29 protein-coding genes and 1 pseudogene are annotated in these 26,120 nt (G+C 60.2%); 22 read left to right on the top strand and 8 right to left on the bottom strand.

What is annotated here, in order from left to right:
* The first annotated feature begins 62 nt into the window (after positions 1 to 62).
* On the top strand, positions 63 to 1,058 hold the full coding sequence (locus ACNJYD_RS02970) for an ABC transporter substrate-binding protein (protein WP_439365306.1): 996 nt from the start codon (positions 63 to 65) through the stop codon (positions 1,056 to 1,058).
* A gap of 167 nt (positions 1,059 to 1,225) precedes the next feature.
* Here the strand turns inward: ACNJYD_RS02970 and ACNJYD_RS02965 are convergent, their stop codons facing one another.
* A complete protein-coding gene (locus ACNJYD_RS02965) occupies positions 1,226 to 2,785 on the bottom strand; it encodes a winged helix-turn-helix domain-containing tetratricopeptide repeat protein (protein WP_439365305.1) in 1,560 nt (519 codons plus the stop codon).
* Between the two features lie 121 nt (positions 2,786 to 2,906).
* Between ACNJYD_RS02965 and ACNJYD_RS02960 the strand changes: the two genes are divergently transcribed.
* The gene (locus ACNJYD_RS02960; protein ID WP_439367575.1) at positions 2,907 to 3,656 is read left to right on the top strand and encodes an HpcH/HpaI aldolase family protein; all 750 of its coding nucleotides are present in this window, start codon (positions 2,907 to 2,909) and stop codon (positions 3,654 to 3,656) included.
* 250 nt (positions 3,657 to 3,906) lie between these two features.
* Here the strand turns inward: ACNJYD_RS02960 and ACNJYD_RS02955 are convergent, their stop codons facing one another.
* Complete coding sequence (locus tag ACNJYD_RS02955) at positions 3,907 to 4,206, bottom strand: hypothetical protein (protein WP_018642713.1); 300 nt, start codon at positions 4,204 to 4,206, stop codon at positions 3,907 to 3,909.
* Between the two features lie 433 nt (positions 4,207 to 4,639).
* Between ACNJYD_RS02955 and ACNJYD_RS02950 the strand changes: the two genes are divergently transcribed.
* From ACNJYD_RS02950 to ACNJYD_RS02940, 3 genes are all read left to right on the top strand, one after another.
* Positions 4,640 to 5,536, top strand: coding sequence for an ABC transporter substrate-binding protein (locus ACNJYD_RS02950; RefSeq protein ID WP_439365304.1), 897 nt, complete (start codon positions 4,640 to 4,642; stop codon positions 5,534 to 5,536).
* 270 nt (positions 5,537 to 5,806) lie between these two features.
* Complete coding sequence (locus ACNJYD_RS02945; protein WP_439365303.1) at positions 5,807 to 6,814, top strand: methyltransferase; 1,008 nt, start codon at positions 5,807 to 5,809, stop codon at positions 6,812 to 6,814.
* A gap of 456 nt (positions 6,815 to 7,270) precedes the next feature.
* Positions 7,271 to 8,050, top strand: coding sequence for an ABC transporter substrate-binding protein (locus tag ACNJYD_RS02940; RefSeq protein WP_439365302.1), 780 nt, complete (start codon positions 7,271 to 7,273; stop codon positions 8,048 to 8,050).
* Positions 8,051 to 8,392: 342 nt separating this feature from the next.
* Here ACNJYD_RS02940 and ACNJYD_RS02935 read toward each other — a convergent pair.
* Positions 8,393 to 8,536 (bottom strand): annotated as a pseudogene (locus ACNJYD_RS02935) (divalent metal cation transporter); the annotation flags it as partial.
* A gap of 162 nt (positions 8,537 to 8,698) precedes the next feature.
* Between ACNJYD_RS02935 and ACNJYD_RS02930 the strand changes: the two are divergent.
* Both ACNJYD_RS02930 and ACNJYD_RS02925 read left to right on the top strand, forming a co-directional pair.
* Positions 8,699 to 9,046: a DUF1236 domain-containing protein gene (locus ACNJYD_RS02930; RefSeq protein ID WP_439365301.1), complete on the top strand. Its 348-nt coding sequence runs from the start codon at positions 8,699 to 8,701 to the stop codon at positions 9,044 to 9,046.
* Positions 9,047 to 9,129: 83 nt separating this feature from the next.
* Positions 9,130 to 9,549, top strand: a complete 420-nt coding sequence (locus tag ACNJYD_RS02925; RefSeq protein ID WP_439365300.1) for a hypothetical protein — start codon at positions 9,130 to 9,132, stop codon at positions 9,547 to 9,549.
* A 77-nt stretch (positions 9,550 to 9,626) separates the two neighbouring features.
* Here the strand turns inward: ACNJYD_RS02925 and ACNJYD_RS02920 are convergent, their stop codons facing one another.
* Positions 9,627 to 10,040 carry a hypothetical protein gene (locus tag ACNJYD_RS02920; RefSeq protein ID WP_439365299.1) on the bottom strand — a complete coding sequence of 138 codons (414 nt, stop codon included), beginning with the start codon at positions 10,038 to 10,040 and terminating at the stop codon, positions 9,627 to 9,629.
* A 286-nt stretch (positions 10,041 to 10,326) separates the two neighbouring features.
* On the opposite strand from ACNJYD_RS02920, the gene ACNJYD_RS02915 reads away from it, so the two are divergent.
* The 5 genes from ACNJYD_RS02915 (at position 10,327) to ACNJYD_RS02895 (ending at position 13,059) form a co-directional block, all read left to right on the top strand.
* On the top strand, positions 10,327 to 10,527 hold the full coding sequence (locus tag ACNJYD_RS02915) for a hypothetical protein (protein WP_439365298.1): 201 nt from the start codon (positions 10,327 to 10,329) through the stop codon (positions 10,525 to 10,527).
* 16 nt (positions 10,528 to 10,543) lie between these two features.
* The gene (locus ACNJYD_RS02910) at positions 10,544 to 10,927 is read left to right on the top strand and encodes a hypothetical protein (protein WP_439365297.1); all 384 of its coding nucleotides are present in this window, start codon (positions 10,544 to 10,546) and stop codon (positions 10,925 to 10,927) included.
* Positions 10,928 to 11,047: 120 nt separating this feature from the next.
* A complete protein-coding gene (locus ACNJYD_RS02905) occupies positions 11,048 to 11,266 on the top strand; it encodes a hypothetical protein (RefSeq protein WP_439365296.1) in 219 nt (72 codons plus the stop codon).
* A gap of 121 nt (positions 11,267 to 11,387) precedes the next feature.
* Positions 11,388 to 12,422 (top strand): glycosyltransferase family 4 protein, encoded by a 1,035-nt coding sequence (locus ACNJYD_RS02900; RefSeq protein ID WP_439365295.1) that lies wholly within the window; start codon positions 11,388 to 11,390, stop codon positions 12,420 to 12,422.
* Between the two features lie 121 nt (positions 12,423 to 12,543).
* On the top strand, positions 12,544 to 13,059 hold the full coding sequence (locus ACNJYD_RS02895; protein ID WP_439365294.1) for a PRC-barrel domain-containing protein: 516 nt from the start codon (positions 12,544 to 12,546) through the stop codon (positions 13,057 to 13,059).
* A 265-nt stretch (positions 13,060 to 13,324) separates the two neighbouring features.
* Here ACNJYD_RS02895 and ACNJYD_RS02890 read toward each other — a convergent pair whose 3' ends face one another.
* Positions 13,325 to 13,552 (bottom strand): hypothetical protein, encoded by a 228-nt coding sequence (locus tag ACNJYD_RS02890; RefSeq protein ID WP_038383553.1) that lies wholly within the window; start codon positions 13,550 to 13,552, stop codon positions 13,325 to 13,327.
* A 211-nt stretch (positions 13,553 to 13,763) separates the two neighbouring features.
* On the opposite strand from ACNJYD_RS02890, the gene ACNJYD_RS02885 reads away from it, so the two are divergent.
* The gene (locus tag ACNJYD_RS02885) at positions 13,764 to 14,870 is read left to right on the top strand and encodes a DUF1236 domain-containing protein (RefSeq protein ID WP_439367574.1); all 1,107 of its coding nucleotides are present in this window, start codon (positions 13,764 to 13,766) and stop codon (positions 14,868 to 14,870) included.
* A gap of 24 nt (positions 14,871 to 14,894) precedes the next feature.
* Positions 14,895 to 15,215 (top strand): hypothetical protein, encoded by a 321-nt coding sequence (locus ACNJYD_RS02880; protein WP_439365293.1) that lies wholly within the window; start codon positions 14,895 to 14,897, stop codon positions 15,213 to 15,215.
* Between the two features lie 1,032 nt (positions 15,216 to 16,247).
* On the opposite strand, the gene ACNJYD_RS02875 is transcribed toward ACNJYD_RS02880, so the two are convergent.
* Entirely contained in the window at positions 16,248 to 16,481 is a 234-nt protein-coding gene (locus ACNJYD_RS02875) for a hypothetical protein (protein ID WP_439365292.1), read from the bottom strand.
* Between the two features lie 533 nt (positions 16,482 to 17,014).
* On the opposite strand from ACNJYD_RS02875, the gene ACNJYD_RS02870 reads away from it, so the two are divergent.
* The 5 genes from ACNJYD_RS02870 (at position 17,015) to ACNJYD_RS02850 (ending at position 19,586) form a co-directional block, all read left to right on the top strand.
* Complete coding sequence (locus tag ACNJYD_RS02870) at positions 17,015 to 17,242, top strand: hypothetical protein (protein ID WP_439365291.1); 228 nt, start codon at positions 17,015 to 17,017, stop codon at positions 17,240 to 17,242.
* 356 nt (positions 17,243 to 17,598) lie between these two features.
* The gene (locus ACNJYD_RS02865; protein ID WP_439365290.1) at positions 17,599 to 17,895 is read left to right on the top strand and encodes a hypothetical protein; all 297 of its coding nucleotides are present in this window, start codon (positions 17,599 to 17,601) and stop codon (positions 17,893 to 17,895) included.
* A gap of 23 nt (positions 17,896 to 17,918) precedes the next feature.
* On the top strand, positions 17,919 to 18,143 hold the full coding sequence (locus ACNJYD_RS02860; RefSeq protein ID WP_439365289.1) for a hypothetical protein: 225 nt from the start codon (positions 17,919 to 17,921) through the stop codon (positions 18,141 to 18,143).
* A gap of 672 nt (positions 18,144 to 18,815) precedes the next feature.
* Positions 18,816 to 19,211, top strand: a complete 396-nt coding sequence (locus ACNJYD_RS02855; protein WP_439365288.1) for a response regulator transcription factor — start codon at positions 18,816 to 18,818, stop codon at positions 19,209 to 19,211.
* Between the two features lie 57 nt (positions 19,212 to 19,268).
* The gene (locus ACNJYD_RS02850; protein WP_439365287.1) at positions 19,269 to 19,586 is read left to right on the top strand and encodes a response regulator; all 318 of its coding nucleotides are present in this window, start codon (positions 19,269 to 19,271) and stop codon (positions 19,584 to 19,586) included.
* 700 nt (positions 19,587 to 20,286) lie between these two features.
* Here the strand turns inward: ACNJYD_RS02850 and ACNJYD_RS02845 are convergent.
* Positions 20,287 to 22,872 carry a phage/plasmid primase, P4 family gene (locus ACNJYD_RS02845; RefSeq protein ID WP_439365286.1) on the bottom strand — a complete coding sequence of 862 codons (2,586 nt, stop codon included), beginning with the start codon at positions 22,870 to 22,872 and terminating at the stop codon, positions 20,287 to 20,289.
* Between the two features lie 22 nt (positions 22,873 to 22,894).
* On the bottom strand, positions 22,895 to 23,827 hold the full coding sequence (locus ACNJYD_RS02840; protein WP_439365285.1) for a hypothetical protein: 933 nt from the start codon (positions 23,825 to 23,827) through the stop codon (positions 22,895 to 22,897).
* A 98-nt stretch (positions 23,828 to 23,925) separates the two neighbouring features.
* Here ACNJYD_RS02840 and ACNJYD_RS02835 point away from each other — a divergent pair, with 98 nt between their 5' ends.
* Genes ACNJYD_RS02835 through ACNJYD_RS02825 form a run of 3 tightly spaced genes read left to right on the top strand, consistent with a single transcriptional unit; the run spans position 23,926 to position 25,878 of the window.
* The gene (locus ACNJYD_RS02835) at positions 23,926 to 24,126 is read left to right on the top strand and encodes a hypothetical protein (protein WP_439365284.1); all 201 of its coding nucleotides are present in this window, start codon (positions 23,926 to 23,928) and stop codon (positions 24,124 to 24,126) included.
* Complete coding sequence (locus tag ACNJYD_RS02830) at positions 24,119 to 24,568, top strand: DUF2924 domain-containing protein (RefSeq protein ID WP_439365283.1); 450 nt, start codon at positions 24,119 to 24,121, stop codon at positions 24,566 to 24,568. The genes ACNJYD_RS02835 and ACNJYD_RS02830 overlap by 8 nt, the downstream gene beginning before the upstream one ends.
* Positions 24,565 to 25,878 (top strand): recombinase family protein, encoded by a 1,314-nt coding sequence (locus ACNJYD_RS02825; RefSeq protein WP_439365282.1) that lies wholly within the window; start codon positions 24,565 to 24,567, stop codon positions 25,876 to 25,878. The genes ACNJYD_RS02830 and ACNJYD_RS02825 overlap by 4 nt, the downstream gene beginning before the upstream one ends.
* The last annotated feature ends 242 nt before the right edge of the window (positions 25,879 to 26,120 follow it).

The raw sequence follows: 26,120 nt of genomic DNA, 5'->3' as shown, positions 1-26,120 counted from the left end.
CGGTACGATATGCTAAGTTCGATAGCGTGCGACTTTTCTGTGAGGTTCGCTGGGACGAGAATATGCGCCGACGCGATTTCATTGCTGCATTTGCGAGCGCTACGGTCTGCCCGATTGCGGCGATAGCCCAGCAGCCCAAGAAAGTCGCGCGGATAGGTTTCCTGGTCACGGGGGCTCTTGAGTCTCCGGAGGCGCGGGCAACTCTTAAAGCTTTCTACCAAGGTTTACGCGAACACGGCTATGTCGAGGGTCAGAACGCGATCGTAGAAGTCAGAGCAGCGGACTCGAAGATCGAACGTTTCCAAGCGTTGGCCCGCGAACTTGTCGGTCTCAATCCCGACGTCATCGTGGCCTCCAACTCGGTGGCCGGCCGTGCCGTACAGCGAACAACTACCACTATCCCGATTGTTGTTGCGGTAATGGGCGATCCCGTTGGTGACGGGCTTGTCGCTAGTCTCGCGAGACCCGGTGGTAATACCACGGGACTGACCTTCCTTGGCCCGCAACTAGTTCCTAAGCGTTTCGCTCTACTCAAGGAAGCGCTTCCCATGATTGTCAGGGTCGCAGCGTTGTGGCATCCCGGCGCGTATGGCGCGCGCACCATGAACGACATGATGAATGACGCAGAAAGGGCGGCACAGACCTTGGGCTTGCAGCTTCGTTTGTCCGCCGCGCGGGGGCCGGACGAATTGGATAAGGCGTTCTCCGCGATTGCAGATGAAGGAGCTGACGCCCTCATCGTATTTCCCAGCCCGATGCTTTTCGCCGAACGAAAACGCATTGTTGATTTCGCCGCAAAGCTCCGGCTGCCGCTGATCGCAATGGGCAGGGAGTTTGTGGAATTGGGTGGTCTAATGTCCTATGGAGCGGATATCACCGACTTCTTCCGGTTAAGCGGCGACTATGTGGACAAAATTCTCAAAGGTGCCAAGCCCGCCGACTTGCCGGTTGAGCAACCAACTAAGTTTGAACTGCTCATCAATCTTAAGACCGCGAGACTGCTCGGCATGGAGATTCCAGCTTCGTTGCTCGCTCGCGTCGACCAAGTGATCGAGTGATGTTGCGCTGCATGAGTCCGCAAATGGCCCGTTGCTGCCATGCTCGGTTGCCGGTTGGACCGGAGTTGGCGGTGAACCAGAGGTAGCCAGCCATCGGTTCAGGGTCTCAGGTTGACCCTGAGCAGAAGCTATCAGCATTCTTCGGTATGCGGGAACCTTGCCGTTCGTCAGCTTTCCATGGCCTTGTGAAGCAGCCGTTCGATCTCATCGCGCCATTTCGGATTGCGCGCCTTGAGAGGAGCAAGAATCGCGATGGGGTGAGCGGAAACCTGACGGGCGGCGGTCAGGCATTGTCGGGCCTCGTTCGCCCGCCCGCTCGCGGAAGCGCATATTGCCATGACTTGGAGCGTGAGGTTCGATGCCGGCCGGATCTTCAGGGCCTGCGTCGCAGCTTCGACGGCGCGTTCGATCTCACCCGTGAATAGGTGTGCAAGCGCGAGCAAGTCGAACCAGACGAAATTGTGAGGATCGTGTATATTCAGTCGCAGCCCATGCTTCAGTGCTGACTTCGCCTCCTCGGCCTTGCCAAGATAGAGAGTAGCCATGCCGCAGACGAGATGGGCGAGCGCGAAGCTCGGGCTGAGAGCGATCGCTCGCTCAGCGGCCCGCTCGGCCTGATTCAGCCGGTTCGCGCCGCAGCTTGTGATCGCCAGGCCATAATGGGCGTAAGGGTTCTTCTCGTCGAGGCTGATCGCGGTCAGCGCCGCGCTGAGACCTTCCTGGCAAATGGCCTCGGGCTCCCGGCTCCAACCCCACAGCGCAATCCCGCCCGACACGCGAGCGAGCCAAATGTGCGGATCGGGCGACCGCGGCTCCAGCTTCGCCGCCGCGCGGAAGAGATCGCGCGCCTGCACATGTGTATCCGGCGCGACATGGTGGAAATACCAAATACCGCGCCGTATGAGATCCCAGGCGGTCATATCGCCCGCACACGCGGCGCTCACACGCGACTCTCTCTTGAGCAGCTCCGGTTCGATTGCGCCGACTACGCTGTCGGCAATGTCGTCTTGGATCGCGAAGATGTCGGCAAGGTCGCGCTCGTAGCGCTCCGCCCAGATGTGGCTGCCACTCGCGGCATCGATGAGCTGCGCGGTGATCCGGACGCGCGTTCCAGCCTGGCGGTGGCTTCCTTCTAACACGTAGCGCACGCCGAGCCGGCTCGCGATCTCCCGTACATCGATCTTGCAATCGCGGAAGGCGAAGCTCGACTGGCGCGCGACAACGAAGAACCAGCGAAAGCGTGTCAGTGCCGTGATGATGTCGTCAGCAATGGCGTCGCCAAAAGACTGCTGGTCGTGAGTGCCAGACAGATTTGCGAACGGCAGCACCGCGATCGACGGCTGCTCGCCACACGGATCGCCTGCAGCTTGCCCTGCAGTTGCACTCGCGGGTGGCATAGCACCTTCGTACTGGACCGCGACCGCAGGGCCGGCGAAGCGGTAGCCGCGGCGTGGCAGCGTCTCGATCCAGGTCTCGCCGCCTGCCTCTTCGGCCAGGACCCGACGCAGCGCGGCTATCTGCACCGGGAGATTGCTCTCCTCGACCGAAAGCCCCCTCCACGCCGCAGCTATCAGCGCGTCCTTGGAGACGGGCGCCCCCGCGTGGTGTACGAGCACGCGCAACAAGGCGACAGGCCGGCGTCCGAGCCCAGTTACTTCGGTGCCGCGGAACAAGACCTCCGAATCCGCATCAAGGCGAAACTGCCCAAATCGGTAGTTCGTCGCCATCACCCGCTCGTTTCAAAACCATTTCTGAAACTTTTTAGCGCCATTTCATGACTTCTGGCCGCAAAGCGCTGACCCTGTGCCAACCGCGTTCGCTTAACCAAGGAGCACCGCCGTGAGCAGCATGAAGGATCGTATCCATAAGACCAAGGATCGGCTAGGTGGATTCTTGTGCCTGATCCCGTCCGCCGTGGTGACACAGGCTATCGCCGCAGCGGGTGCGGACTGGCTTGTGATTGATCAGGAGCATGCGCCGACCGGTATGGAGAATCTACATGCGATGATCGCGGCGACTGCCGGCACCGCCTGCTCGCCATGGGTGCGCGTTTCCAAACCCGACGAAGCATTTGTGAAACCCGCGCTCGATGCCGGCGCCGAGGGCATCATGTTTCCGCTAGTGCGGACCGCCGCGGAGGCCGCCGATTGTGTCGCCCTGACGCGCTTTGCGCCGCACGGGCGGCGCGGCTGGGGCCCCTTCATTGCGCACTCGCGCTGGGGTGTCGAGTTGCACGATTATCTGCCCAAGCGCGGGCCCGAGATCGTTTGCGGCCTTCTGATCGAGACCAAGGCCGCCGTCGACAACATCGAGGACATTTGTGAAGTCGAGGGTATCGATTACATGATCATCGCAACGTTTGACCTCTCGACTGAACTCGGCGTGCCAGGCAAGTTTGACGCGCCAATCCTGCTCGACGCAGTCCACCACGTGGAGCAGGCGGTGCTGAAGACTGGCATCGCACTTGGCGCGGCCGCGCTCACGAGGGAACAGACGCAAGGCAATCTTCGTCGCGGCCATCGCATTCTCGTCCATGGGTTCGACGTGCTAATGCTCAAGCAGCACGTGCGGCAGGCGGCCGAATGGGCGCGCGCCTAGAGGACTGTCGCGGTGGCGGACCCAAACAGGCGAACCTCAGCTCGTGGCCCATCGGCGAAGTTGCGCCTCGGCGGTCGGTAGTCCGCTCCTTGAGCCAAAGCGAACCAGATTTGATCAACATGAGTTCTTCGCGTTTTGGACCCCAAGCCGACATTGGTCGGCGAGGGCGCCCAAAATTGAAAAAAGGCCGCTGGCAATATGTCCAGCGGCCTCCGCGCTTAAAGTGGTTTGCCGCCGGGTGGCGCCCGGACTAGAGATCGATGCTAACAGCGATGTTACGGCCCTGTAGTTCGGCAATCTTCAACCCGTCAGCCATCACCTGCGCGAACTCCGGGTCCTTTGCCACGGCCTCCTGCACTTTGCCGTAGACCTCCCAATTGGCGTAGCGCGTCGTAACCAGCAACTCTCCTGCCCAATGGCCAGTGTGGAAACGGGACAGCCGAAGAAATTCGGCGCCGTGTTTTTCGAAGATTTTCTTCGCCCGCCCCACAACCTTGGTCATTTCCTCGGGCTTGTCGGTTTTGAAGCGAGTGAATTGAACGATCGGCATGGGACTACCTCCTTAGCGATGTAAAATGTCCAAGAGGCATGTATCGAGTGACCTTCGGGAGCGAACTCCAATGCAATCTCGATGAAGGTTTGTCTTCATCGATTGATTTTGGTTCATGGTTCGCAAGAGATGATCGAGAGTAAAGGCATTTTGCTGCACTGCATAAGTCCGAAAATGGCCCGTTGCTGCCATGCTCGGTTGCCGGTTGGAAGTCCGGAGTTGGCGGTGAACCAGACGTAGCCAGCCATCGGTTCAAGGTCTCAGGTTGACCCAAGGCAGACATCGGCGCTGTGCTGCACAACACAGTTCTTCCCATACTAAGGTGCGGTCCTTGATTTGAAAGACTGAAGCCATGAGACGACGGGAGTTCATCACGCTTGTTGGAGGCGCGGCAGTGACGTGGCCGCGCGGGGCATGGGCGCAGCAACCTGGAATGGCCGTGGTCGGTTGGCTGCGGAGTGCCCCCTTTGTTGGTGCCGAACAGCACGTGGCCGCATTTCGGCAGGGGTTAAGTGACAAAGGCTTTATCGAAGGCCAAAACGTCACAGTGGAATACCGCTCCGCCGAGGGTCACCACGGCCGACTGGCTTCCTTGGCGACCGAACTAGTGCAACGGAAGGTCAATGCGATCTTTTGCGACAACATAGCCGCGTTAGCTGCGAAGGAGGCGACCGCGTCCATTCCGATTGTTTTTGCAGGTGGAGGTGATGCGGTTAAGGAGGGCCTTGTCGCGAGCCTTAACCGCCCAGGAGGAAATGTCACCGGCGTGAACTTCTTCACCGGCGCCATCGGGACGAAGAGACTGGCGTTGCTACATCAGATCGCACCCAACGCGACGAAAATCGCCGTTCTTCTCCAACCAAACACGCCACAGACGGACGCGGAGCGACAAGAGCTTGAGGCCGCTGCGGAGAGTACGGGACAGCCGCTATTGGTGATGCAAGTAAACGATGTTCAGGAAATCGAGAGCGCGATTACAGCACTCGTGGAGCGCGGCGCAGGAGCGCTCCTCGTAGGCTCCGGTCCCTTCTTGTATTCGAATCGAAATATCATTATTGAGCTGGCCTCTCGCCATGCTCTTCCCTCAAGTTATACGGCAAGGCAGGCTGCTGAAGACGGTGGACTTATCAGCTATGGAACCGATCTGACTGATGCCCTTCGTCAGGGAGGGAATTATGTGGGCCGAGTTCTGAACGGCGAGAAAGCGGCCGACCTGCCGGTAATGCGATCTACCAAGTTTGAGCTGGTGATTAATCTGAAAACGGCCAAGGCGCTCGGGCTCCAAATTTCACCCGATGTACTTGCCCTTGCCGACGAGGTCATCGAGTAGGCGAAAGCCATGACGCGATTGCTCACGTCGGCTCGTGGCCCATCCCTGCCATATCCCACGGCCGAGAATATGTCGGCTGCCAGAGGTAGGCCGGACGTAACTTGAATCGAGCCAAACCGACGCGATTGACCCTACGCGGTCCTCGAATCTAAAGGATTCGTTGTGTTAGATGGTGCGCACCGCAATTTCTGAGATATCATCCGTTTGGGCGGGAAGTCTGGTACTCGAGGCATCTTTACTGTGTGCGGGGCAACAGCAGGAGGTGAGACCATGGCCACCAATGCTTTGTCGGATCTTACGCGGCTGATTAACGGTTATCAGATCTCGCAGGCTATTCACGTGGCGGCCCGGCTTGGCATAGCCGACCACCTTAGTCGCGGGCCCCTAGGCAGCAACGAACTTGCTCAACTCAGCGGATCGCATCCGAGGACACTTTATCGGCTCTTGAGGGCGCTGGCTTCAGTCGGTGTTTTCCATGAGGCCGAGAACAAAACGTTCTCGCTCACGCCGATGAGCGAGTGTCTTCGTTCCGACTCGCCGACTCCACTCGACGGCTGGGCCGCATATGTTGGCCGACCTTATGCCTGGCAGGCCTGGGGCCAACTTGAACACAGCGTCCGCACCGGCGAGAGTGCCTTTCGGCATCTCAACGGTCAGAGCGTATGGGAGTATCGCAGCACCCGCCCGGATGAGAACGCGATCTTCAACCGAGCCATGACGGCCAATTCACGCGGCGCGATCGAAGCTATTATCGCCGCCTACGATTTCAGCAGCTTTCGTCACGTCGCGGATATCGGGGGTGGTGAAGGCCAACTGCTGGCGGGAATTCTCGGAGCAAACAAGGGCCTGCGCGGAACGCTGTTCGATCAGCCGCACGTGGTTGGCAAGGCGGCCGAAGTTCTGAACCAACATGGTGTCGCCGACAGATGCGAAATCGTCGGAGGCAGCTTTTTTGAATCCATCCCGGAAGGGGCTGACGCCTATGTGATGCGGGCGATTATCCACGATTGGGACGATAAGGAAGCGATTTCTATCCTGAAGATATGCCGCCGCGCTATGACCGCTGATGCCAGATTACTCCTCATTGAACGTGTGGTGGACGCGCCGAACGAGGGGCCGATCTCGAAATTCAGCGACCTCAATATGCTCGTCATGCTCGGGGCGCTTGAACGGAGCTACGACGAGTATTCCGCGCTATGTCGAACGGCCGGATTTGAGATGCGCGGCACAGTTCGCGCAGGCTCGCACTTCCAGGTCATCGAGGCAGTTCCAACTTAGACTGAGCCAGTGCGGTCCTATCTTCACGGCCGCAGGGTCTGCATCCGATGCGCTTCCACAACCTGAGGTCTGGTTATGGCTCGAATGCGAAGTTCGGGCGGCGTCCTCAGTTGTCGGCTTATCGGGGTGGCCGGAGGCAATCGGCCGACCTTCCAAACGACGCTCACGACCCGTAGCAAAACTTCGTTGCGACGACTCGCTATAGTCTTGGGTTGCTGTTCATGATCAAATGTGACGTTTCAACCAGTACGCAGTTCGGGGCGAGGTATGAGACGACGGGAACTATTGGTCATTGCCATTCTTGGTGCAGTAAATCTTCCTCGGTCGCTTCGGGCTCAGCCTATAAAGGGAAAGATAGGTTATCTACATCCCGTTACGACAAATCGAAATCACATTACCTTCTCAGTGCTTCAGGCGGAGTGGCGTCGCCTCGGGTACGTTGAAGGGCAGACTGTTTTGACCCGTTCCGGCGAAGGCGAATTGCAACGACTTCCCGAGTTGGTCCGAGATTTGATCGGCAAAGGAGTCGGCGTTCTTATTGCCGTCGGAGCGCAAGCTGTCCGCGCCGCTTCTAGCGTGACCTCAAACATTCCAATAGTGGCTATCGATTTGGAGACTGACCCCATCCAAGCGGGACTAATTCGCAGTGTGGCGAGGCCCGGCGGTAACGTCACCGGGCTATTTCTGGATACGCCTGTCCTTGCCGCCAAGTGGATTCAGCTCATGCGCGAGACGGTTCCAGCTTTGGACCGTGTTGCTTTTGCCTGGCAACCATCTGCGGGGAGAAGCCAGCTAGACGTGGCGCTCCGCGTTGCCGAGAACTTGGGGGTCGAAACGAGTGTCCTGGAATTTAGCGTCAACGACGATTTCGTCAGCCTACTTTCGGCTATCGCAGGACCAAAACGCACCGGGATCATCCAGCTCTCGGGCCCTGGTATTACCCCTGTTGCAGAGAAATTTGTTGCCGCCGCCACGCAGAATAATCTGCCAACACTTTCGTTCCTCGGTGAAGCGGCAAGGCGCGGATTCTTGATGAGTTATGGCCCCAGCCAGAGAGACTATTTTCCTCGTGCGGTTCAACTGGCTGATCGAATATTGCGAGGCGAGAAAGCAGCTGACCTCCCGGTGGAGCGCCCCTCGAGGTTTGAGTTCATTGTGAATTTGAAAACAGCAAGAGCGCTGAATCTGACTGTGCCGCCGAGTCTACTGCTTCGGGCCGACGAGGTTATCGAATAAAGATCCGTTGCTGGGCCCGTAGCGGACATTTGTCGGAGAGCCCGCCAATTGTCTTTTTTGACTCCCTGACGACTTTCCCGCCTCAAAGCAGGCGTGGGTTCGTGGTCGTCTGTCCGTCAGGATCGTGCGGCGCGGTTTGACACTTCGAGCTGTAGGGGGTGATTCGCGTATTTAACGTTATGGCATATGTCGGCCGCTGACCGACCACGCCACGCACCCTGGTTTGCTTCGGATCAATTGCGTCGCAATACCCGCGTCGAATTGGCAGGACGGGAATGATGTCACTGCGGGAGCTCGACCAGGTGCGCCTGTAGATCACGAATCTGCCCCCAGACACTGTGTGCCGAACCCCAGCTGGGCACCCGCCTGACTGTAGGCGCCGATGCCGGAAGGATCGTGGTCGGAAGCGCCGGTGATGAGGCCACGTCCGAGACCCGCCTTCATCGCCACGTCGGACCCTCCGTCTAACAGCCACGGAGCCGTCAACGCTCCGGGCGTCCGAAGGGTCCGGACGATCGCGCACGCGCCCTTGTCTGGGATTTCGGTCGCAGCACGTTCGGGAAAAACAAGCAAATGTCCGCCGCAAATCGGAACCTCGCCATCATTCGCGGGTTCTCGCATGCCGCATCCTGCGGCCAGGAGATTTTCATGAAGAAGCTGATGCTGACGTGCGCGGCCGCTGCGCTGATCTCGACCGGCGCGATGGCGCAGTCCACGGTCGTCACCACAACCACCGGCACCGGCCACGCTGCCGCCGTGCAGATCGAGCCGGAATACCGCACGAACATTCGCACCTACGTCACCGAGCACAAGGTGCGGCCGGTTGAGACCCGCGAGAAGATCGTGGTCGGTCAGCCCGTGCCGCGCGAGGTCGAGCTCGAGGCGGTGCCCGCCGATTGGGGTCCTTCGCTCACCAAATACCGCTACGTCTACTCGGGCGAGCGCGTGATGCTGGTCGATCCGTCGACCCGCACGGTCGTCCAGGAAATCGACTAAGCCTTTGAGGCGGGTCGCCGAAGCGGCCCACCACCCAATCCGACCCGCCGAATTCCTCATTCCTTCCTCGCGAGCGGCCGCCCATGCCGATCATCCGATACTTCGTCTTCGTCGGCGCCCTGCTGCTGGCGCTCCTCTTCGCTGCCGACCTATACCTGCCGGCCCCTGTCGAGCGCGCGGGCCCGTCGGATCCGGACAGGACCATCATCCGGATCGCCTCGGCGAGGAGTCTTCCCGAGAAGATCGTGTTCGACACGCGCCCACGTGTCGATGTGCCGATGATCGCGCAGACCCATCCAATCCCTGAACAACCGCAGCAGCAGGTGCACGAAGCCATGGCCGCCATGCCTGCAGCACCTTCCGTGGAGGTCATGAAAGAAGCGCCGACTCGCGCCTCCGCAGCGGTCCGGCCGCATCCGAAGCGCTCGGCAAAGCTACAGAGAAGGATACCTGACAGACGTCTCGCCTTCGAGCGGGCCGATCCATTTGCAGGCGGATGGTAGTGATCAGTGCGGGGGCGCAAAAGGTGAAGGCCGCCCCTTTTTGGGATGCGGCCTTCGTTGACTTCGATGGGCCGCTCTCACCAGTGTCGATAGTGCCGATGCCAATGGTGCCGAACGACCGGATAGGAGCCGTGGTAATAGGCGTATGCCGGGCGGACGACGCGGCGATAGCGATATCCGTAGGAGACGGGCGCCGTGTAGTAGGTGGTGGTATAGCCGCCACCCCAGCGATACGGCTCATCGTAGTCGTAGGCGTAGGGGCCGCCATAATAGCCGGCACTGTAATAACCCGGGCCACCGTAATAACCGTAACCCGGTCCCCAGCCGTAAGCCGAGGAGGCGAGCCCGCCGATCACGGCACCCGCGACCAGACCACCGGCGATGCCTGGTCCCCATCCGCCTCGCCAGTGAGCTGCGGCCGGAGCCGTCGTTGCCACAGAGGCCAAGCCGAGGGCGCCGACCATCAGCGCCGACATTGCAATCTTCTTCATCGAGCATCCTTTCACGTGTTCGAACGCCCCTCCGACAACGGGAAAAAATGGCAATAGTTTCAGCTGGCCCAGCGGCGAGCGGGCAATGGATGCTCGCGCCGGGGCAGCTTCGCTCGAAGGCATCGAGCTTGGACCACAGCACGATGGCCTGAGCTGGGTTCAGTTCATGGTGCGTCGCGGAAGCGCTCGATGGGCGCATAGCCGCATGTCGTCACGTTAACACTGTTGAATTCGCCGCAAAGCGTTTTCGCAGTAAGCTCATCTCTTCTCGCGTTGGGGGGTTCCCATGTTCGATCCGGCCACGACCGCGCTTCTGCGCGCCGTATTCGACGAGGTCTGCGAAGACGTCTCGCGCTACCAAACCGGCGCACGCGCTCATGTGGCTTCAAGAATCCTGGAAGCGGCTACCAACGGCGACACCTCGCCCGAGAGGCTGAAGCAAGTGGGACGCGAGGCCCTCCAGGACGCGCCGACGACCTGGCGATAGGCGGAGGAAGGCGGGTTTGAACTTCCAGGTCACCGTGCTCAAGATCCTGGTGAGCTATCCCGACGGATTCGCCCTCATGGCGGACCTCAAGCGCGATATGGCGATTCTGGCGACGAGCGGGCGCGACTGGGCCGATCGGACCAAGCGCCTCGCCGCTCGCGTACCCGCTCTCGACATCTTCTCGCAAGGATTGGTCGAGCGCCTGAACGGCGGATGGCGCATCACGGAGAAGGGGCGCGCCGTGCTCGAATTCATGGAAGCGAAGCCCGGCGCGATGCCAACGGACAGCGCTGCGGCCGGAGCGGAGCCCTCCGATGAAGCCCCGGCGTCCCCACCTCTGCTCGCCAGGCGCTCCGGCCGGAGCCAACGTCTGCAGCGCCGCCGCGCGGCACGCGCGTGAGCACGCGCCAAAGCGAGCTGATGCGCGCTACTCCGGTCGACTACGGTGACCGGGAAAGAACGGAAACTTTGCCCAACGCTTCGAGTTGCCAGCGACTGAATTGGTCGCGGGAGCGTGTAGATGGTCGACGAAGTGGTTCTGAAGAACGCCACCGAGACAGCGTGGTCTGTCTACCGGGCGCGCCACCCCGACGTCGACCCGCAGGACAGCAGGCGCTGCCTTCTCGAGCGCCATCTGCAAAGGAGAGCAGAGGAGCGCGAGAGCGACACCGAAGAACTCGCCGGCTTCGGGATTGCGTACCTGCAGCGGTCTTCCAGAGCGGATGTTGGGGACCATTAAGATGCTCGTCGCGCGCGTAGCCCGCGGAAGCACAAGGCCCTCTTGGACGCTCCTCGCAATTTCATTTCTCATCTCCGCGGTAGTCGTGATCGGCTTGCGGGTCGTGTTCGGGGGCTGATCGATGCGGATCGCCCAGCTTGCCCCCTTGGCCGAGAGCGTTCCTCCGAAGCTGTATGGTGGCACGGAGCGGGTGATCGCCTGGCTGGTGGACGAGTTGGTTGAACTCGGGCACGACGTCACCCTGTTCGCAAGCGGCGACTCCGGCACGAAGGCCAAGCTCCAGGCGGTGTGGCCGCGCGCGCTGCGCCTGGGTCGGCGGGGGGTCGACCCGAACGCGGCCTGCTCGCTGCTGATCGAGGCCGTCGCCGGACGTGCGCACGAATTCGACGTCATTCATTCCCACGTCGACTGGCTACCGCTGCCGGTGTTGAGCAGGACCGGCGTGCCGTTTCTGACGACGATGCACGGCCGGCTGGATCTTCCCGGCTTGCCCGACGTGATGGGGGCCTTCGCCGAGGCCCCTTTCGTCTCCATCTCCGACAACCAGCGCCGTCCGCTTCCGGGCGCCAACTGGATCGCGACGATTCAGCATGGTTTGCCAAAGGACCTGTTTCGCCCCTCCTACGAATCCGGGTCATATCTCGCTTTTCTCGGGCGGCTGACCGCGGAGAAGGGGCCTGAAGCCGCGATACGCATCGCACGCGCCGTCCGGATGCCACTCCGGATCGCGGCTAAGATACCCCGGGCCGAGACGGCTTACTTCAAGAAGAAGCTCGAGCCCGAGATCGACGGCGAGGGGATTCAGCTTGTCGGCGAGGTGGACGACATCCGGAAGCAAGCATTCCTCGCCGGGGCCGCCGCCTTGCTGTTTCCGATCGACTGGCCGGAGCCGTTCGGCCTCGTCATGATCGAGGCGATGGCGTGCGGGACGCCCGTGATCGCCTATCGCTCCGGATCGGTGCCGGAAGTCGTGGAGGACGGCGTCACAGGTTTCATCGTCGACGGCGAGGCGGAGGCGATCGAAGCAGTCAAGGAAGCCGTTCGACTGGACAGAAGCAAGGTCCGCGCCCGATTCGAAGAGCGCTTCGCAGCGGACCGCATGGCGCGAGAGTACGAAAGCCGGTATCGCGAGCTGATCGCAAGACGTAGCGCCTGAGTTGGGCGCACGACGAAGCCTTGCCGCCGCTCCATCCAGCGACGGATCGGGAACAAGTGGAACTCCCAGGCGTTGGGGCGCGGCATCAGACTGGATGCTGGCTGTTTGGAGGAGATGATCGATGAAAAGGATTCTTGCCGTCGCCCTGCTTGGCACTGCCCTGATCGGCGGCGCGGCCTTCGCGCAATCCACCCAACCGGCGGATCGCGCCGCGCCGGCTGTAACCACTCACACGACGGACGCGAAGATGGCCTTCAAGGGCAACTGGCGCGCCTCGAAGCTCATGGGTTTGAACGTCTACAACGAGAACAACGAGAAGCTCGGCGACATCAACGAGCTGCTCGTCGACAAGAGCGGCAAGATCAACGCGGTGGTCATCGGAATCGGCGGCTTCCTGGGAATGGGCGAGCACGACATCGCCGTTTCCATGGACAAGCTGAAGTTCGTCGAAGAGCCTGTCCGGACAAGCTCGACCAGCACCACTACCACTACTGCGCGCGACACGACCACCGGCGCGGCTTCGACCAACACCACGACCCGCACCGCCAACGATTGGGTCCCCGACCACGCCGTCATGAGCGGCAACAAGGAGCAGTTGAAGGCGCTCCCGCAGTTCAAGTATTCGGACTACAACTAAGCGGATGTACCGTTCTCGGCATAGAGGGCCTCCATCGGAGGCCCTTTTCCTTTGGGGGCTCGATGACGTCGGCCAAACAAAAACGGCCCGTCCGGGTGCCGGACGGGCCGTTCGCGCGCGAAAGCCAACAGCTTAGTGCATATGAACCAGGAAATAGCCGACGCCGCCAACAACGAGGACGGCAGGAACGGCCCACAGAATCAGTACGGGCATTCTCCAATTGCTGTCAGTAGTTTCGCGGGCCTCTTCGGCCCGCGAATGTCGCTTACTGCTCGGTGCAAACCTTGGTGGTCTTCACGGCGGACTCGGCTTCCGTCTTGGTCTTGTAGACGCCGTCGCCCACGACCGTGGTGGTGGTCGTCGTCGGCTTGGTGTCGACCACGGTGCACTTCTTGGTGGTCGCGTCGCGGACGATGTAGAACTCGGCGGCGCTGGCGGCCTGGGTGCCGAGGGCGAAAGCGGCGAGCGCACCGCACACGATCAGCTTCTTCATGATGTCCTCCTCAGAGTTGGCAAGTAGTCACTGCCAACAAGAATTCGTTGTCGAAGTTCCGGTTGTTCCGTTTCTCGAGCCGTCGTGCCATTTCGCTACAGCAGTGATCCTCCGGCTTCCGGAAGATTCGATCCCCGTTGCCAAGTTTTCCCGAAACGGAACCGAAAGCGACATTTCGGGTTATTCGACGTTCGCATTCGGGAGATTTTACATGAACAAGCGTTTATTCTTGGCAACAACCGCTGCAGTCGCGATCGCGACCTCGGCCTTCGCTCAATCTTCGCCGAGCTCGTCGAGCTCCAATCCCACCGCTACCCAGCGTCAGGATTCATCATCGACCTCGACGCCATCGTCGTCCGCGTCCTCCCCGACGAACAACACCTCGTCCGGATCCTCGCAGATCAGTCCTTCGACGAACTCCGCCCAGACACAGTCTCCGCCGTCGACGGGGCAGACTGCTGCGGGACAGTCCAATTCCGGCAGCGGCACCGCGCAGGCGCCGTCCTCGAATAATTCGACCAACCAGGCTCAGACCAACCAGCCGTCCGGCCAGGCCACGACGCCTTCCAACCAGGCGCAGACCAACTCGCCGTCGAGCACGAACAATCAGACGCAGAGCGCCAACCCGTCGTCCTCAAGCAATCAGGCGCAGTCGCCCTCGGGTAGCGACTCGACCAATACGGCGCAGCAGCCGAACAATCAGCAGAACACGGCGGATCGTTCGTCGAACACCAACGTGAACGCGTCGGTGAACCTCAACGATCAGCAGCGGACCCGCATCAGCGCGTCGATTTCGCACCTGAACGTGCAGCCGCTCACCAACGTGAACTTCTCCTTGTCGGTGGGCACCGTCGTCCCGCGCGACGTCCGCCTGCAGCCGCTGCCGGCCGAGGTCGTCGAGATCGTGCCGCAGTACCGCGGTTACAACTTCGTCCTGGTGAAGGACGAGATCGTCATCGTCGAGCCATCGACCTACAAGATCGTGACAGTCCTGCCCTACTCCGGCCGTTCGACGGCCGGCGCACCGGCGCGGACGGAGCAGCGCAAGGCGACGTTCACTGACCGCGATCGCGAAGTCGTCCGCAAGCACGCCAAGGCGCGTCCGGTCGAGCGCGAGAAGCGGGTGACCACGGGCAGCTCGGTCCGGACCGAAATCCGGACCGGAGAGCGCGTGCCGGAGGGCGTCGAGATCGAGGCGTTCCCGGAAGAGGTGTACCGGGATGCTCCGACCCTGCGCGAGTACCGGTACATCAACCGGGACAGCCGCACCTACATCGTCGAACCCCGTGAGCGTCGCATCATCGAAGAGATCGACTGATCTCGCCAAGGAAGGAGAGCATCCATGAAGACCATCGCACTCGGACTGTTCGCCGCGTCCCTTCTGGGGTCGGCAGCGATCGCCGCCCCGCTCAACCCGACCGCCCTCGGCTCGACCGAGATTTCCTCCAACACGGAGCAAGTCCGGCTCGTCTGCAACGAGTATGGCCGCTGCTACCGGACCCGCGGCCCTCGCTATGTTCAGCGCTACTACAGCGGGGACGACGGGTACGTGGTTCGCCGGAGCTACGGCTACTATGGCGGGCCCGGCTACTACGATCGCGGCTACAGCTACTATGGCGGTGGCCCGAGCATCGGTTTCAGCTTCGGCACCCGAAGCTGGTGAACCAGGCAAAGGGCCGCTCTTCGAGCGGCCCTTTCGCTGGCAATCTTGGGCGAACCAATGTCAGCTCTTGCAAACTGATAGTACAGACAGAGCAATTGCTGGCGCGACTCGAAGCCCACCCCGGTCCCAATGAGCGAATTGAAATTCAGGCGCTGCTCGCCAAGATTGAAACCGCTCTCAAGCTACTGGGGCCGCAGGGCGCTCCTTTGACCAGCGGAGAATAGCGAGACTCACCCCAGGGTTTGAGGCGACGACGATGATGCGATTAGTTGCTAACTTGACGGCGGGTTGTCTAACCCTCGCCTATGCCGGTTACGCCGAGGCCCGCTCCTATCCGATACAGGCCTTCGACGGTGCGTGGCACCTGATCTTCGAGACGCGGTCCGGGTCTTGCGATCCAAGCTACCATTTCGACGTGAACATCTCGAATGGCAACATCTCTCATCCAAACCTTGTCAGATTTCGGGGGCGCGTATCGAGAACTGGCGCAGTGCGCGCTTCAGTAACCGTTCAGGACAAGCATGCCTCGGGCGCCGGCAGATTGGCGCCGACAAGTGGAACGGGATCTTGGAGTGGCTATTCCGGCGCTACCAGGTGCAGCGGTGTCTGGAAGGCGACCAAGGTCTAGGAGAGTTGTTGCTTCCACTGGAAAAGGCCCCTTCGATGCTCCACTTTTCTGCGCGCCGCTCCGCCTCAACCACGAGGGCGCGAAGCCTTTCCAATTCCGATAATTGAGACGTGAGCTGTTCCAGACGGTCATGCAGCACAGCGGCGTCAACCGCGAGACCATGGTGTTCACGCATGTCGTGTAACCCCCAACCAAGCTTTGGAGTAAACTTGGATCGTGGCCCGCCGGTGGACCAATCGGGAAAATGATGCAATCTCGACTGAAATCCGCCGACGTTGTTCCAGCATCAACATATGTGAATCGTATGTTGCCTTGCCCGAATTTAATTGGCGGATTCATCAGGTGCAGCGCGAACATGCAGCTAGGTCAGCGTCGTTACGTGGGGCAGCGCGACCGCAGGGGCGTCACTCTCGCTGAGACCTGGTTCCAAGAGGCACCACCTTTTCCGGCTCAATAAAGTCCGAACTTGAGTTCTGCTGCTTGATCAACAGTTCAAGCTCAAGGGCCTCAATTGCAAGTTCCTCTGCCAAACGTCCGAACAGATCTCGCCTCCCCGCGTCACTCGTCCGCCTGCTCATGAGGGCGAGCTCTGCAGCATCGGCGCGGAGCTTCTCGAACCTTTCCCTGAGATCCTTCATGGCATTTGGCTCAGGTTCCTAACCACCTCGCCACCCGCGGGGGTAGCGACAAGGACAACGACAAGAACACGCCACAGGTTCATCGTTCGTTGCTACTTATCTGGCGACGGCCCGTATCAAGACGAACCCCACGAACGCAGCGGGATCAGTAGAGGTCGCCTGCCGCGCCTCCCATCTCAACCCCGCGCAAGACGCTCGGCGTCCAGGATTCCGGCGTCCAGGATTCCGCCGCTGCCGGCGCGGACGGATATGTTCAGCGACCGTTCACGGAAGCTCAGCTCGCGAGAAAGGCCCCGGCTCCGGGGGCTAAGGGGGCTGTGAGCTGGGTCCAGTTCGGCGTTCACCTGTTGGGGCAGGGGCACCGGGAAAACTTGGCACTCGCGCTTATCGTTCCCCAACGAGGTTTGGCGTTGCTCATTGGCGACGCTTTTCTGACTGTCCCCGCCTGGGTGCGGAAGTTAAAATTTGCCGCAAGAATGCAACGCTCCCACAGCACATCGGTGCTAGGCTACCCCGAGCCGGAGGGATGACAGTTGGCCATCTATCGAATACTTCAAAACTCACCTCTGGGGCCTGAAGAGATTGCACGGCTTTCGAGAGCCTACGAAGAGGCGCTCCGCAGGATCGGCGTGCAGGATCGCAACGACCCTCTGACCGAACTGATCGCCAAGAAGATCATCGAACTCGGTCAGACCGGCCTCAAGGATCCCGCCGAAATCTGCGGCCGGGCCGTCGAGGATTTAGGCCTGCCGAAAGGATAATTTCGGGCAAGCGCAGCACCGCGAGCCGTTTGACCTGGAGCACCCGCATCGGAGGAGGCGGGCCGGCACCTCTACTCTGAAGGATCGTGAGCGCGGTGCACGTAGCGCAGCGCCGTTCTTCTGGGGAACACACGCACGATCGTTCGGGCACACCCATTGGAAATGCGTGCGCTCGAAGGCGGTTCGAACCCAATCGCATTGGCTGAATGCGCTTTATCGACAGTTGGCCGACTGCCAGCATCGATGCCGCCCGACTGCAAAAACATCCTGCAGCGCAGCTACGGAACAATATTACATCCCAGGGATCCGCGGAACGAAACGGTTCGTCAGTCTTTCTCTGCCTTTGGGAGGTGCACATGACTTCTCAGACCATAGAAGGCGCCTGTGCGTTCGCTTGGCGGAGCTACTTGCTGCTTCACAACGGCATCAGCGAGAACGATACTCGACGTTCAGCCCTCTATCGCTACGTCGTTAATCTTCGCGATACCGGCGAAGATGATTTCGATCGCTTGCAAATAGCGGCGGTCGCTTACTTGAAAAAACTCGACGAATTGCATGACGACCGATCTGCGAGACTCGCGGTAGATCAAATTTTGGCCGAACGTCTAGAAGCACGCAGTGCACAACCCGTCACCTTAGCTTCAGGCAAGTAACACTAGAAGAAGGAGCGAGCGGCATGGCAGACAAATCCGCTAACTCAGACCGGTTCGCGCGCGAACCAAAAAGACGCATAACCGCAGCGACAGCAATCGGCATGAATGCCTTGAATCCAATCATGCGCTTTCAGGTCTCAATGCTGAGGATATGGGCCGATAGTATTGAGAGGTTCGCGGGCAATTACAAAAAGGAGTTGGAAGAAACCGCCGTAGAGGAACAGTCAGACAAGGAGCGCGCCGCGTAGATCAACGCCAATGGTCACATGAAGTCCGGCTCGTTCGGCGTGCGTTGCGCGGTGTGCAGGGTCAGAAGCGAACAACTCGGGTTGAGCAACTGGTCCGCTCTCAACGAGCGGACTATCGATCGGCGAAGCGCTAGTTTCGCCGATGGGCCAGCTGGCGACATTCGCAAAATGAAAAAGGCCGCCAACTGAAGCCCTAGTATTGGTTCCCAATTCGTTCGGGCGCTCTCTGTGAGTGCCTGGCGTCAATCTTCTGGTCCGACCTGCTAATCGCAACGCCGAAACCTAGCGTTTCCCAGCAACAGAATGATTCAGGAACCGAATTTACGTTCCGAGCATAAGTACAAAAATGGAAACGGGCGACAAAGAGGCCTCAGCACCGGGCTGACTCGCAGCTGAGGCCTTGTGTCGGCATCACGGTGTCGAGGCGTGATTCCGAGGATCAACTTACAACAATTGCCCTTCGTTCCGGTAGGCCCCAGCTCGCGGGGCAATTGGGGGGCATTGAGCTGGGGCCTGTCGGGTCACCCTTGGGGAAGGGCGTCGGGAAAACTTGGCAATTGCGCGAATGTTCCTGTCCTATTTGCGAGGTGGAATACGTCCGCCCTCCGTTCCAACGCTGGAACAAAGGACGCTATGTGCACTTTGTTACATGGAACAGAGGGGGAAGATGTGGTGACAGAGCTTCCGATCATTCTGGTGATCGAAGACGACGATGCGATCCAAGCTATCGTTGAAGATGCCCTCACTGAGGGAGGGTTTCAGATCGCGACGGTAAAGACGGGCGAGGAAGCCGTGACCCTTCTAAAGGGCGGTCTCATGCCCTACCGAGCTCTAGTCACCGACGTCAACTTGCTAGGGCGTCTCGACGGTTGGGAAGTCGCAAGAGCGGCGAGGGAGATCGATCCGCATTTTCCCGTGGTTTACATGACCGGCGGCGCCGCGGATAAGTGGCCTGTACTTGGTGTCCCAAACAGCATTCTGCTTCAAAAGCCATTTGCGCCAGCGCAAGTCGTTGCGGCTGTTTCCCAACTCTTGAATGCCGGCTCGCAGCAGACGGGTCCCGCCTGAGGTCAGCGATCTGTGCCTGCTTCGGTCCTCCTGATAGAAGATGAAGCCCTTATTCGAATGATGTTGGCCGACATGATCGAAGAGGCAGGTCATTCGGTGGTCGCGGAAGCGGGCGACGTCAAGAGAGGCGCCGCCCTCGCACGCGACGCTGAATTCGATCTCGCGATCTTGGACATCAACATCGGCGGCGACACCATCGAGCCAATCGCGTCGGCAATTGCTGATCGAGGCAAGCCTTTTTTCTTCATCAGTGGGTACGGATCGTCCGGCGTGCCTGATGCCTTTAGGGGCACTGCCGTCGTGAGGAAGCCCTGTTTGCTGGCAGAGCTGCAGTCTGCCATCGATACAGCGCTGTCGCAATTGGGACCGAACTAATAGATTGAAGCTCATCGCTGCGGTTGTGAGGGTTGCTATGATGTCCGCTGTGGGTCTTGGCTGTGTGAAAACGCCAGGGCGCTTGACGACGATAGAATAAGTAATTCGTTCAAGACCGCTTTAGCGGTCAACCTCGCAAGCGCATTCAACTTAGAGAACGAACTGAAGAATGTAATTCTAGCCGGCTTTCGATCTCTCGCGTTTTTACACAGCCAGGGTCACAAGCTGACCATGCGACGCGTCGGCGACAGGTCAGCAAAAGCCGGCCTGGTGAGCCGACTCAGGGGTGTGCGGCCATGCCTGGTAGGCACTGCCGCTCCCCCTCCTTGAATGTTTCCTTTCGAGACTCTGCTGCATCCAGTGGGCCGATCGCTTGGTCGCGGTCGGCCTTTCTTTGTTTCACGGGTCCCTCTGGCTTCCCGAGCAACCGCGGGTAATTCGCACCCCTTGGTCTCGCTAGCCGGAGCACTCCAAAAGTTAGGTTGACAGGGTTGACAAGGTTGACACCGGTTGACAGCGAACCTGCGCGACGCTTCCGACACTTGGGTGTCCTGAGCCAGCCCTTCCTGCGCGCGCGGGCGCGCGCTTAGGCAGTTTTGTGCAACGAAGTGTCGAAAGTGTCGAAACCGTCGGGAAGCCCCACTTTTCTCGAGCTTTTTTAGCCCCGACACTTCCTGGACGCTCGCATTTCCCGACACTTTCAACTGTCGTTCTCGGCCTCCTCACCCTCTAAATCGTCCTCAGCCGAGGCGCTAACCGCGAAGTCACCCACTGCCTTGGTGGCGACGATGTCCTTCCAATAGCGCTCCTCCCCTCGGGACTGCTCGTAGTCGCGCTCCTTCATCGCGCTGGTCAAACTCTTCTTTGTCCACGGCCGCTCCCCGTTCTTCCTGCTCCAAACGACAAACAGGTTATGGAGCTCTGCGTTAGACAAGCGCTGCCCCTCCGCCCGCATGGTGCATTCTTGGAGGAAGCGACCAAGGACGTCGCTGTCGCTGCGATACTCCTCTGTCGTTTCCTTGATCTCCTCGGGGACGAGCAGGCCGTGGTCGATCCAATCGCGAAGGCCATCGAGCAACCGGTTTAAGATGCCGGAAGCCTCCGCCTTTAGCTTTGCCGATAGCTGTCTATCAACCTCCTGCTCGGGAACCGTTATTGCCCAGCGCACCATGATCAGGCGGCGCCACGTGCCCTGAGACGCCTCGCCACCGTCCACCTTCGGCCGGTAGTTGCCCGACATCGTCAACTTGAACTGCGGCTTGAAGCTAAAGAAGCCCTTGTTCAGCTCCCGGGCTTGGATCGTGTCGCCTCCGGTCAGAAGCTTGACGTGGCTCTCCGACAGGCGCGCGTTGCGCGCCGGCTCATCAGTATGGACGAACCTAATTCCCGGAAGGAGCGCGAGATCCGGTGTGGCCTGACCTCCGCTTCGCCCCCTGCCATTGTCCATGAAGGTTTCAACGGCAAGCGAGCACGCGTAGTCGCCGTAAATCGACGCCCACGCCTCCACCAGCGTCGTCTTGCCGTTGCGTCCCTTTCCCCAGAAGAACAGCAGCTTCTGTTCTGACGTATCGCCCGTGAGCCCGAGTCCAGCCCATTGGTGCAGGAAGCGCTGAACTCTTGCCGAGGGCTGCACTTTCTTGAGGAAGGAATCGTACACCGGGCACGTCGCGCTTGCCTCGTACTCGGCATCAATAACCTTCGTAATAAGATCAGCGGGATCATGCTCATAAAAGCTAATCGGATCCTCGTCGCCGCAGTTGCGATTGACCTTAAGCGTCCCATTCTTTGTGTTGATCTTCATGGGATCCGCGTCGAGCCGCGCCTGGTCGACCGCCATCATCGGCTCGGCCTGCTTGCGCAATGCCGTCAAATGCCGATCGTTTTCTGTCTCTCGACCCCAATCCCTCAATTTGTCGGATAACCTGATCTCCCGCTCACATTTGGCACCAGGAGAGCGAACTTCGACCACCGTGTCTTCATCGCTTCCGGACAGCGCACTCGCCTCGCGCTGAATCGATCGCGCCACGTACTGCGCTGCAATTCGCGCCGCGTCCTCCGCGCCATTCATCGTCCATCGGCAGCCGTCCCACTGAAACCACCCCCGCGTCGGTACCGCCATCAGCCGATCCTGCATCCGGCGGGCAAAGCGTTCGGCATTGCCTAGGTCCGTCAGGGGACACTGAGCCAGTTCTCCGTCGAGCTGAATCTGGTGATCCTCATCCAAACCGAGGCGCGCGAGAATAGAGGCGGCAATCTTCGGGGCCGCCGGCGCGAGGTCAGCAACCCGCCCAGCAGGCCGATTTTTGGCTCCGCGCGTCGCGACTGACCTCGGCTCCGCGAGACCGCGCGCAAAGCCTGAAGCAATGGTCGTTTTTGACTTTTGAAGATTTGGCCACTGCCCCGCAACGGCCTCAAGGGAAGAGCGGGCAACTATTTCGTCGAGATGCCCGGAGGCTACAAGTTGCGCCAGCTTTATGGAGCTATGAAACAGCGTCTCATTGCGAGTCCCATCGGCCGCGTTTCGCAAGGCGCTAATCTCATCGGCGAGCGCCTTCAACCCGTAGGCCTCCTTAGACGAAGCACCGGCGGTTTGGGGCGCCCTGTAGTGCCGAACTGGTGCCGCCAAAAAGCCCAGCAGTTCGGCCGGCGCCCAGGCCTCAGCAGCATCCTCCTCGCTTTGCCAAGCATAGCCGAAGCCGTCAGACCGAACTGAAGGAGGAACAATGACGTATCCGCCCTCCCCTCTCACATCGACCCGCTTCAAGATGCCGGCACGATTGCGTGGCATCGCCGCGCCACCTTCGGGCAATCGATAGTACAGATGCAAACCGCCGCGCGGAGTGCGGCAGACCCTTGTCGGCGGCAGCGGGCACCCCAGCGTGGCCTCGAGACGACCGAGGATTTCCACGGCGTCATAGACCTCGCCTGTCTTGCTATCCGTTCCGGCGTCGATATCGACCACGAAGGCGCCTATGGGCGTGCCTGTCGGCACCCCTATCATGGCGTTAGGATACTTTCGCCACCAAGCTTCAATCTGCGCCTTGTCAGTAGTGGCCTTCTTGAGGCCGCCGGACGCTGGGATGGCTTTGCCGGTGACCGGATCCGCGTCTGCCTTGACGAGAGGTTGCTTAGTCTCGGGATGACACGGGAAAACCGGCCAGCCCTTCGCCGCGTTCGCCAGCGCCGCGGCCGCCATGCTGCTGCCGGGCTTCCCGGCCCCTTCCCTTTCCCGACTATTCATCGTGCTTCCTTCCACCTCGAAAACGAGGTCGAAGGAGGCCGTCAATCCAATGATTCGCGCCCGCGGCCTACTTGCCGGTTTTTTGAGGAGGTAGGCCTTTTTGAGCGAGGGCTGGGACGAACTTCCCTTCGTGCAGCTCCATTTCCCTCTTTGCTTTCCTTTGGCGCCTTTCGAGATCGTCCCTGGTTGCGTCGTCCTGGCCACTGGAGTTGAGCATCAGCTCAATGTTCCAATATTCAGCCTTGGCACGGCTATAACCGTGCAGCGCGCTAATCAGCTCTCGCAGTTTATATCCAAGGGCCATCTTGTCTTCGTCATGCTCGCCGGTCGCGAACTCGTAGACCATGTGTACGAAGCAGAAAAACGGCGAGCCTTCTGACGAACTGCCACTTCCCGGGTGATAGGCATCGAATACTTCGAAGGCCTCTCGAATGAACCTGTTCTTCACCGGGCCAAGAAATCGCTCTTCATAATTCTGAGCGCCACCTCGGTCAGCGACCTGACCGTCGCCAAACATCGTTTGTAACTTGCCGACAACCCCCTCCATCTGGTCGGCTATGCGGGAGGATAGTCCAACGAATTCACCGGCACTTCCGTCTTCGTAGGACGGCAGCCATCGAGGCTCGACACCATCGCGATGAAGTTCGGAAGGCGTTCGGAGATGGAAGCGGGACCATTCTCCGAGTGAGACAATCGCCAAATTGGCTTCGCGAAGACGGTCTCGGGCTTGGCCGAGTTCGGCGACGACGTCTTTGACCCTTGGTGCCTGACGAGCCCGATACAGCGCACTATTGAGCGCCTCCGCCAAACTGTGGACTTCCGCACAGGCCAAAAGGCGGGGATCCTGTGCCGCCATCACCTCTCGTGCATCCGCTGGGGCATGCGCCTCCAGCCGGCGTTCGAAGGGCGCCAGTAAAGCTACTGCTCCTTCGAACGCATGTTGCGGGCCCTTCGGCTCGATTTCTGCGTTTGGTCCTGGCGCAAAGTGATGGTTAGACATGTTCGTCCGCAGGCCGTGAATCGGTTTCTGTAAACCTAGCCCAGAACGGGTGAGGTTGACCGCCGGACAACTCGCCGAATCATCTGCAAACAGTGCGGATGATCACAGGATCTCCACACATTCCTTCCGCCGACGACCGAATTGCCGAAATTGCCGAACTTTTGGCGCTCGGCCTCAGCCGGATTCAGGCCCGAAAGGCAAGCGGATTTTCCGACCACACGGGAGATGTTTCACTCGACATCTCGCCCGACCAGAGCGGACATGCCGCGCCTTTGGAATGGAGAATGGCGGATGGCTAGCGGCGGCGTTTTGGCGCAGATTTCGGCCCTTAAGACTGCCCCCGTGGGCACGCTGAAGGCGCGCTGGCGCGAGCTGTTCGGCTCGGAGCCCCCTCCCTACAACCGCCGTTTCCTCGAAAGCCGGTTGGCGTACCGCATCCAGGAGCTGGCGTACGGTGGACTGTCAACCGACACCGTCCGGCGGCTGGAAGCCCTGGCGGCCGACCTGCCAACCAAGGGCAGCAAGCGCGTCCGGCATAAAAATTCGGACCGCCCCGTCAGCGGCACCCGGCTCATCCGGGAGTGGAAGGGCGTCGAGCACCGGGTAACGGTCCGCGACGCCGACTTCGAGTACCAGGGCAGGCCATACAAATCGCTTTCTGCGGTCGCCAGAGCCATCACGGGCACGCGGTGGAATGGCCTGATCTTCTTTGGCCTAAAGAGCCAGCGGGCATCCGCATGAGCAAGCCGATCGTCCGCAAGCTGCGTTGCGCGGTCTATACCCGCAAGTCCAGCGAAGAGGGCCTGGACATGGAATTCAACTCCCTGGAGGCCCAGCGAGAGGCATGCGAGGCCTATGTCGCAAGCCATAAGCAGGAAGGCTGGCTTTTCGTTCCTGATCAATATGACGACGGCGGTTTCTCCGGCGGCACGCTGGAGCGCCCTGCTCTCAAGCGCCTCTTGGCCGACATCGAAGCCGGCAAGGTAGACGTGGTCGTAGTCTACAAGATCGACCGGCTGTCGCGGTCGTTGATGGACTTTTCCAAGCTGGTGGAAGCTTTCGACCGGCGCACGGTGACCTTTGTCTCCGTCACGCAGTCCTTCAATACAACGACCTCCATGGGGCGGCTGACACTGAACATCTTGCTCTCCTTTGCCCAATTCGAACGCGAGGTAACCGGTGAGCGCATCCGCGACAAGTTCGCGGCTTCTCGCAAAAAGGGCATGTGGATGGGCGGCTGGGCGCCGTTCGGCTACGAAGTCAAAGATCGCAAGCTGGTGATCAATGACCAGGACGCGGAGACCATCCGGTGGATCTTCCGCAGGTTCGTGACTTTGGGCTCGGCCACTCTCCTCGCCCGAGAGCTTAAGCAGAAGGACCTCCGAAATCGCTACGGCCAGGCCATCGACAAGGGCGTGCTCTACAAAATGCTGAACAATCGGACCTACATCGGGGACGCGGTTCACAAGGGTACGGCCTATCCCGGCGAGCACAACGCCATCATCGAGCGCAAGCTTTGGGACCAGGTGCACTCCATCCTGCAGGAGAGCCCTCGCAAGCGAGCCGCAAAGCACCGGGCGCAGACCCCTGCCCTGCTCAAGGGGCTGATTTTGGACTCAGTTGGCGTTGCAATGTCTCCCACTCATACTCGCCGTCGGGGAAAGCTGTACCGCTATTACGTCAGCCAACAAACCATCAAAGGCGCGGCTGCATCCAGCGCGGCCTTCCGCGTCCCCGCAGGGGAGATTGAGGAGATCGTCGTGGACCAGATCCGCCGCGTGCTTGCCTCCCCTGAGCTGATCGTGGCGACCTGGAAGAAAATGCGAATCCACGCGCCCGGGACGACCGAGCGATGGGTCCGCGATACCCTCGTCCACTTTGATCAGCTGTGGAGCGAATTATTCCCCGCGGAGCAATCCCGCATCCTCCAGCTCGTTGTGGCTAAGGTCGTCGTCGCGGCTGCAAAGGTCGATCTGCATCTTCGGGTGGACGGCTTCGCGACGCTGGCCGCGGATCTCAAGGCCAGCGGGACGCTCGCGGAGGCCGCATGACAAACAAGCCGAAACAGAATGTGCGGCTCAGCCGCGACGGAAGCGAGCTCGTTGTTAGCATCCCAGTCGACTTCCGGCAGAGCGGCGGCCGGAAGCAAATCGTGGTTCCTGCGGGAGTAGAGGACTGGACTGCTCCTCGATCACGCCCAAGCAACAGTCTGATTGCTGCTCTCGCGAGAGCGCATCGATGGCGCCGGCTCATCGAGATTGGACATTATTCTTCGGCCGCAGAGCTTTCCAAA

Source organism: Bradyrhizobium sp. SPXBL-02 (assembly GCF_051853065.1).
Lineage (GTDB): Bacteria > Pseudomonadota > Alphaproteobacteria > Rhizobiales > Xanthobacteraceae > Bradyrhizobium.
This window is presented reverse-complemented; position numbering and strand designations above follow the sequence as displayed.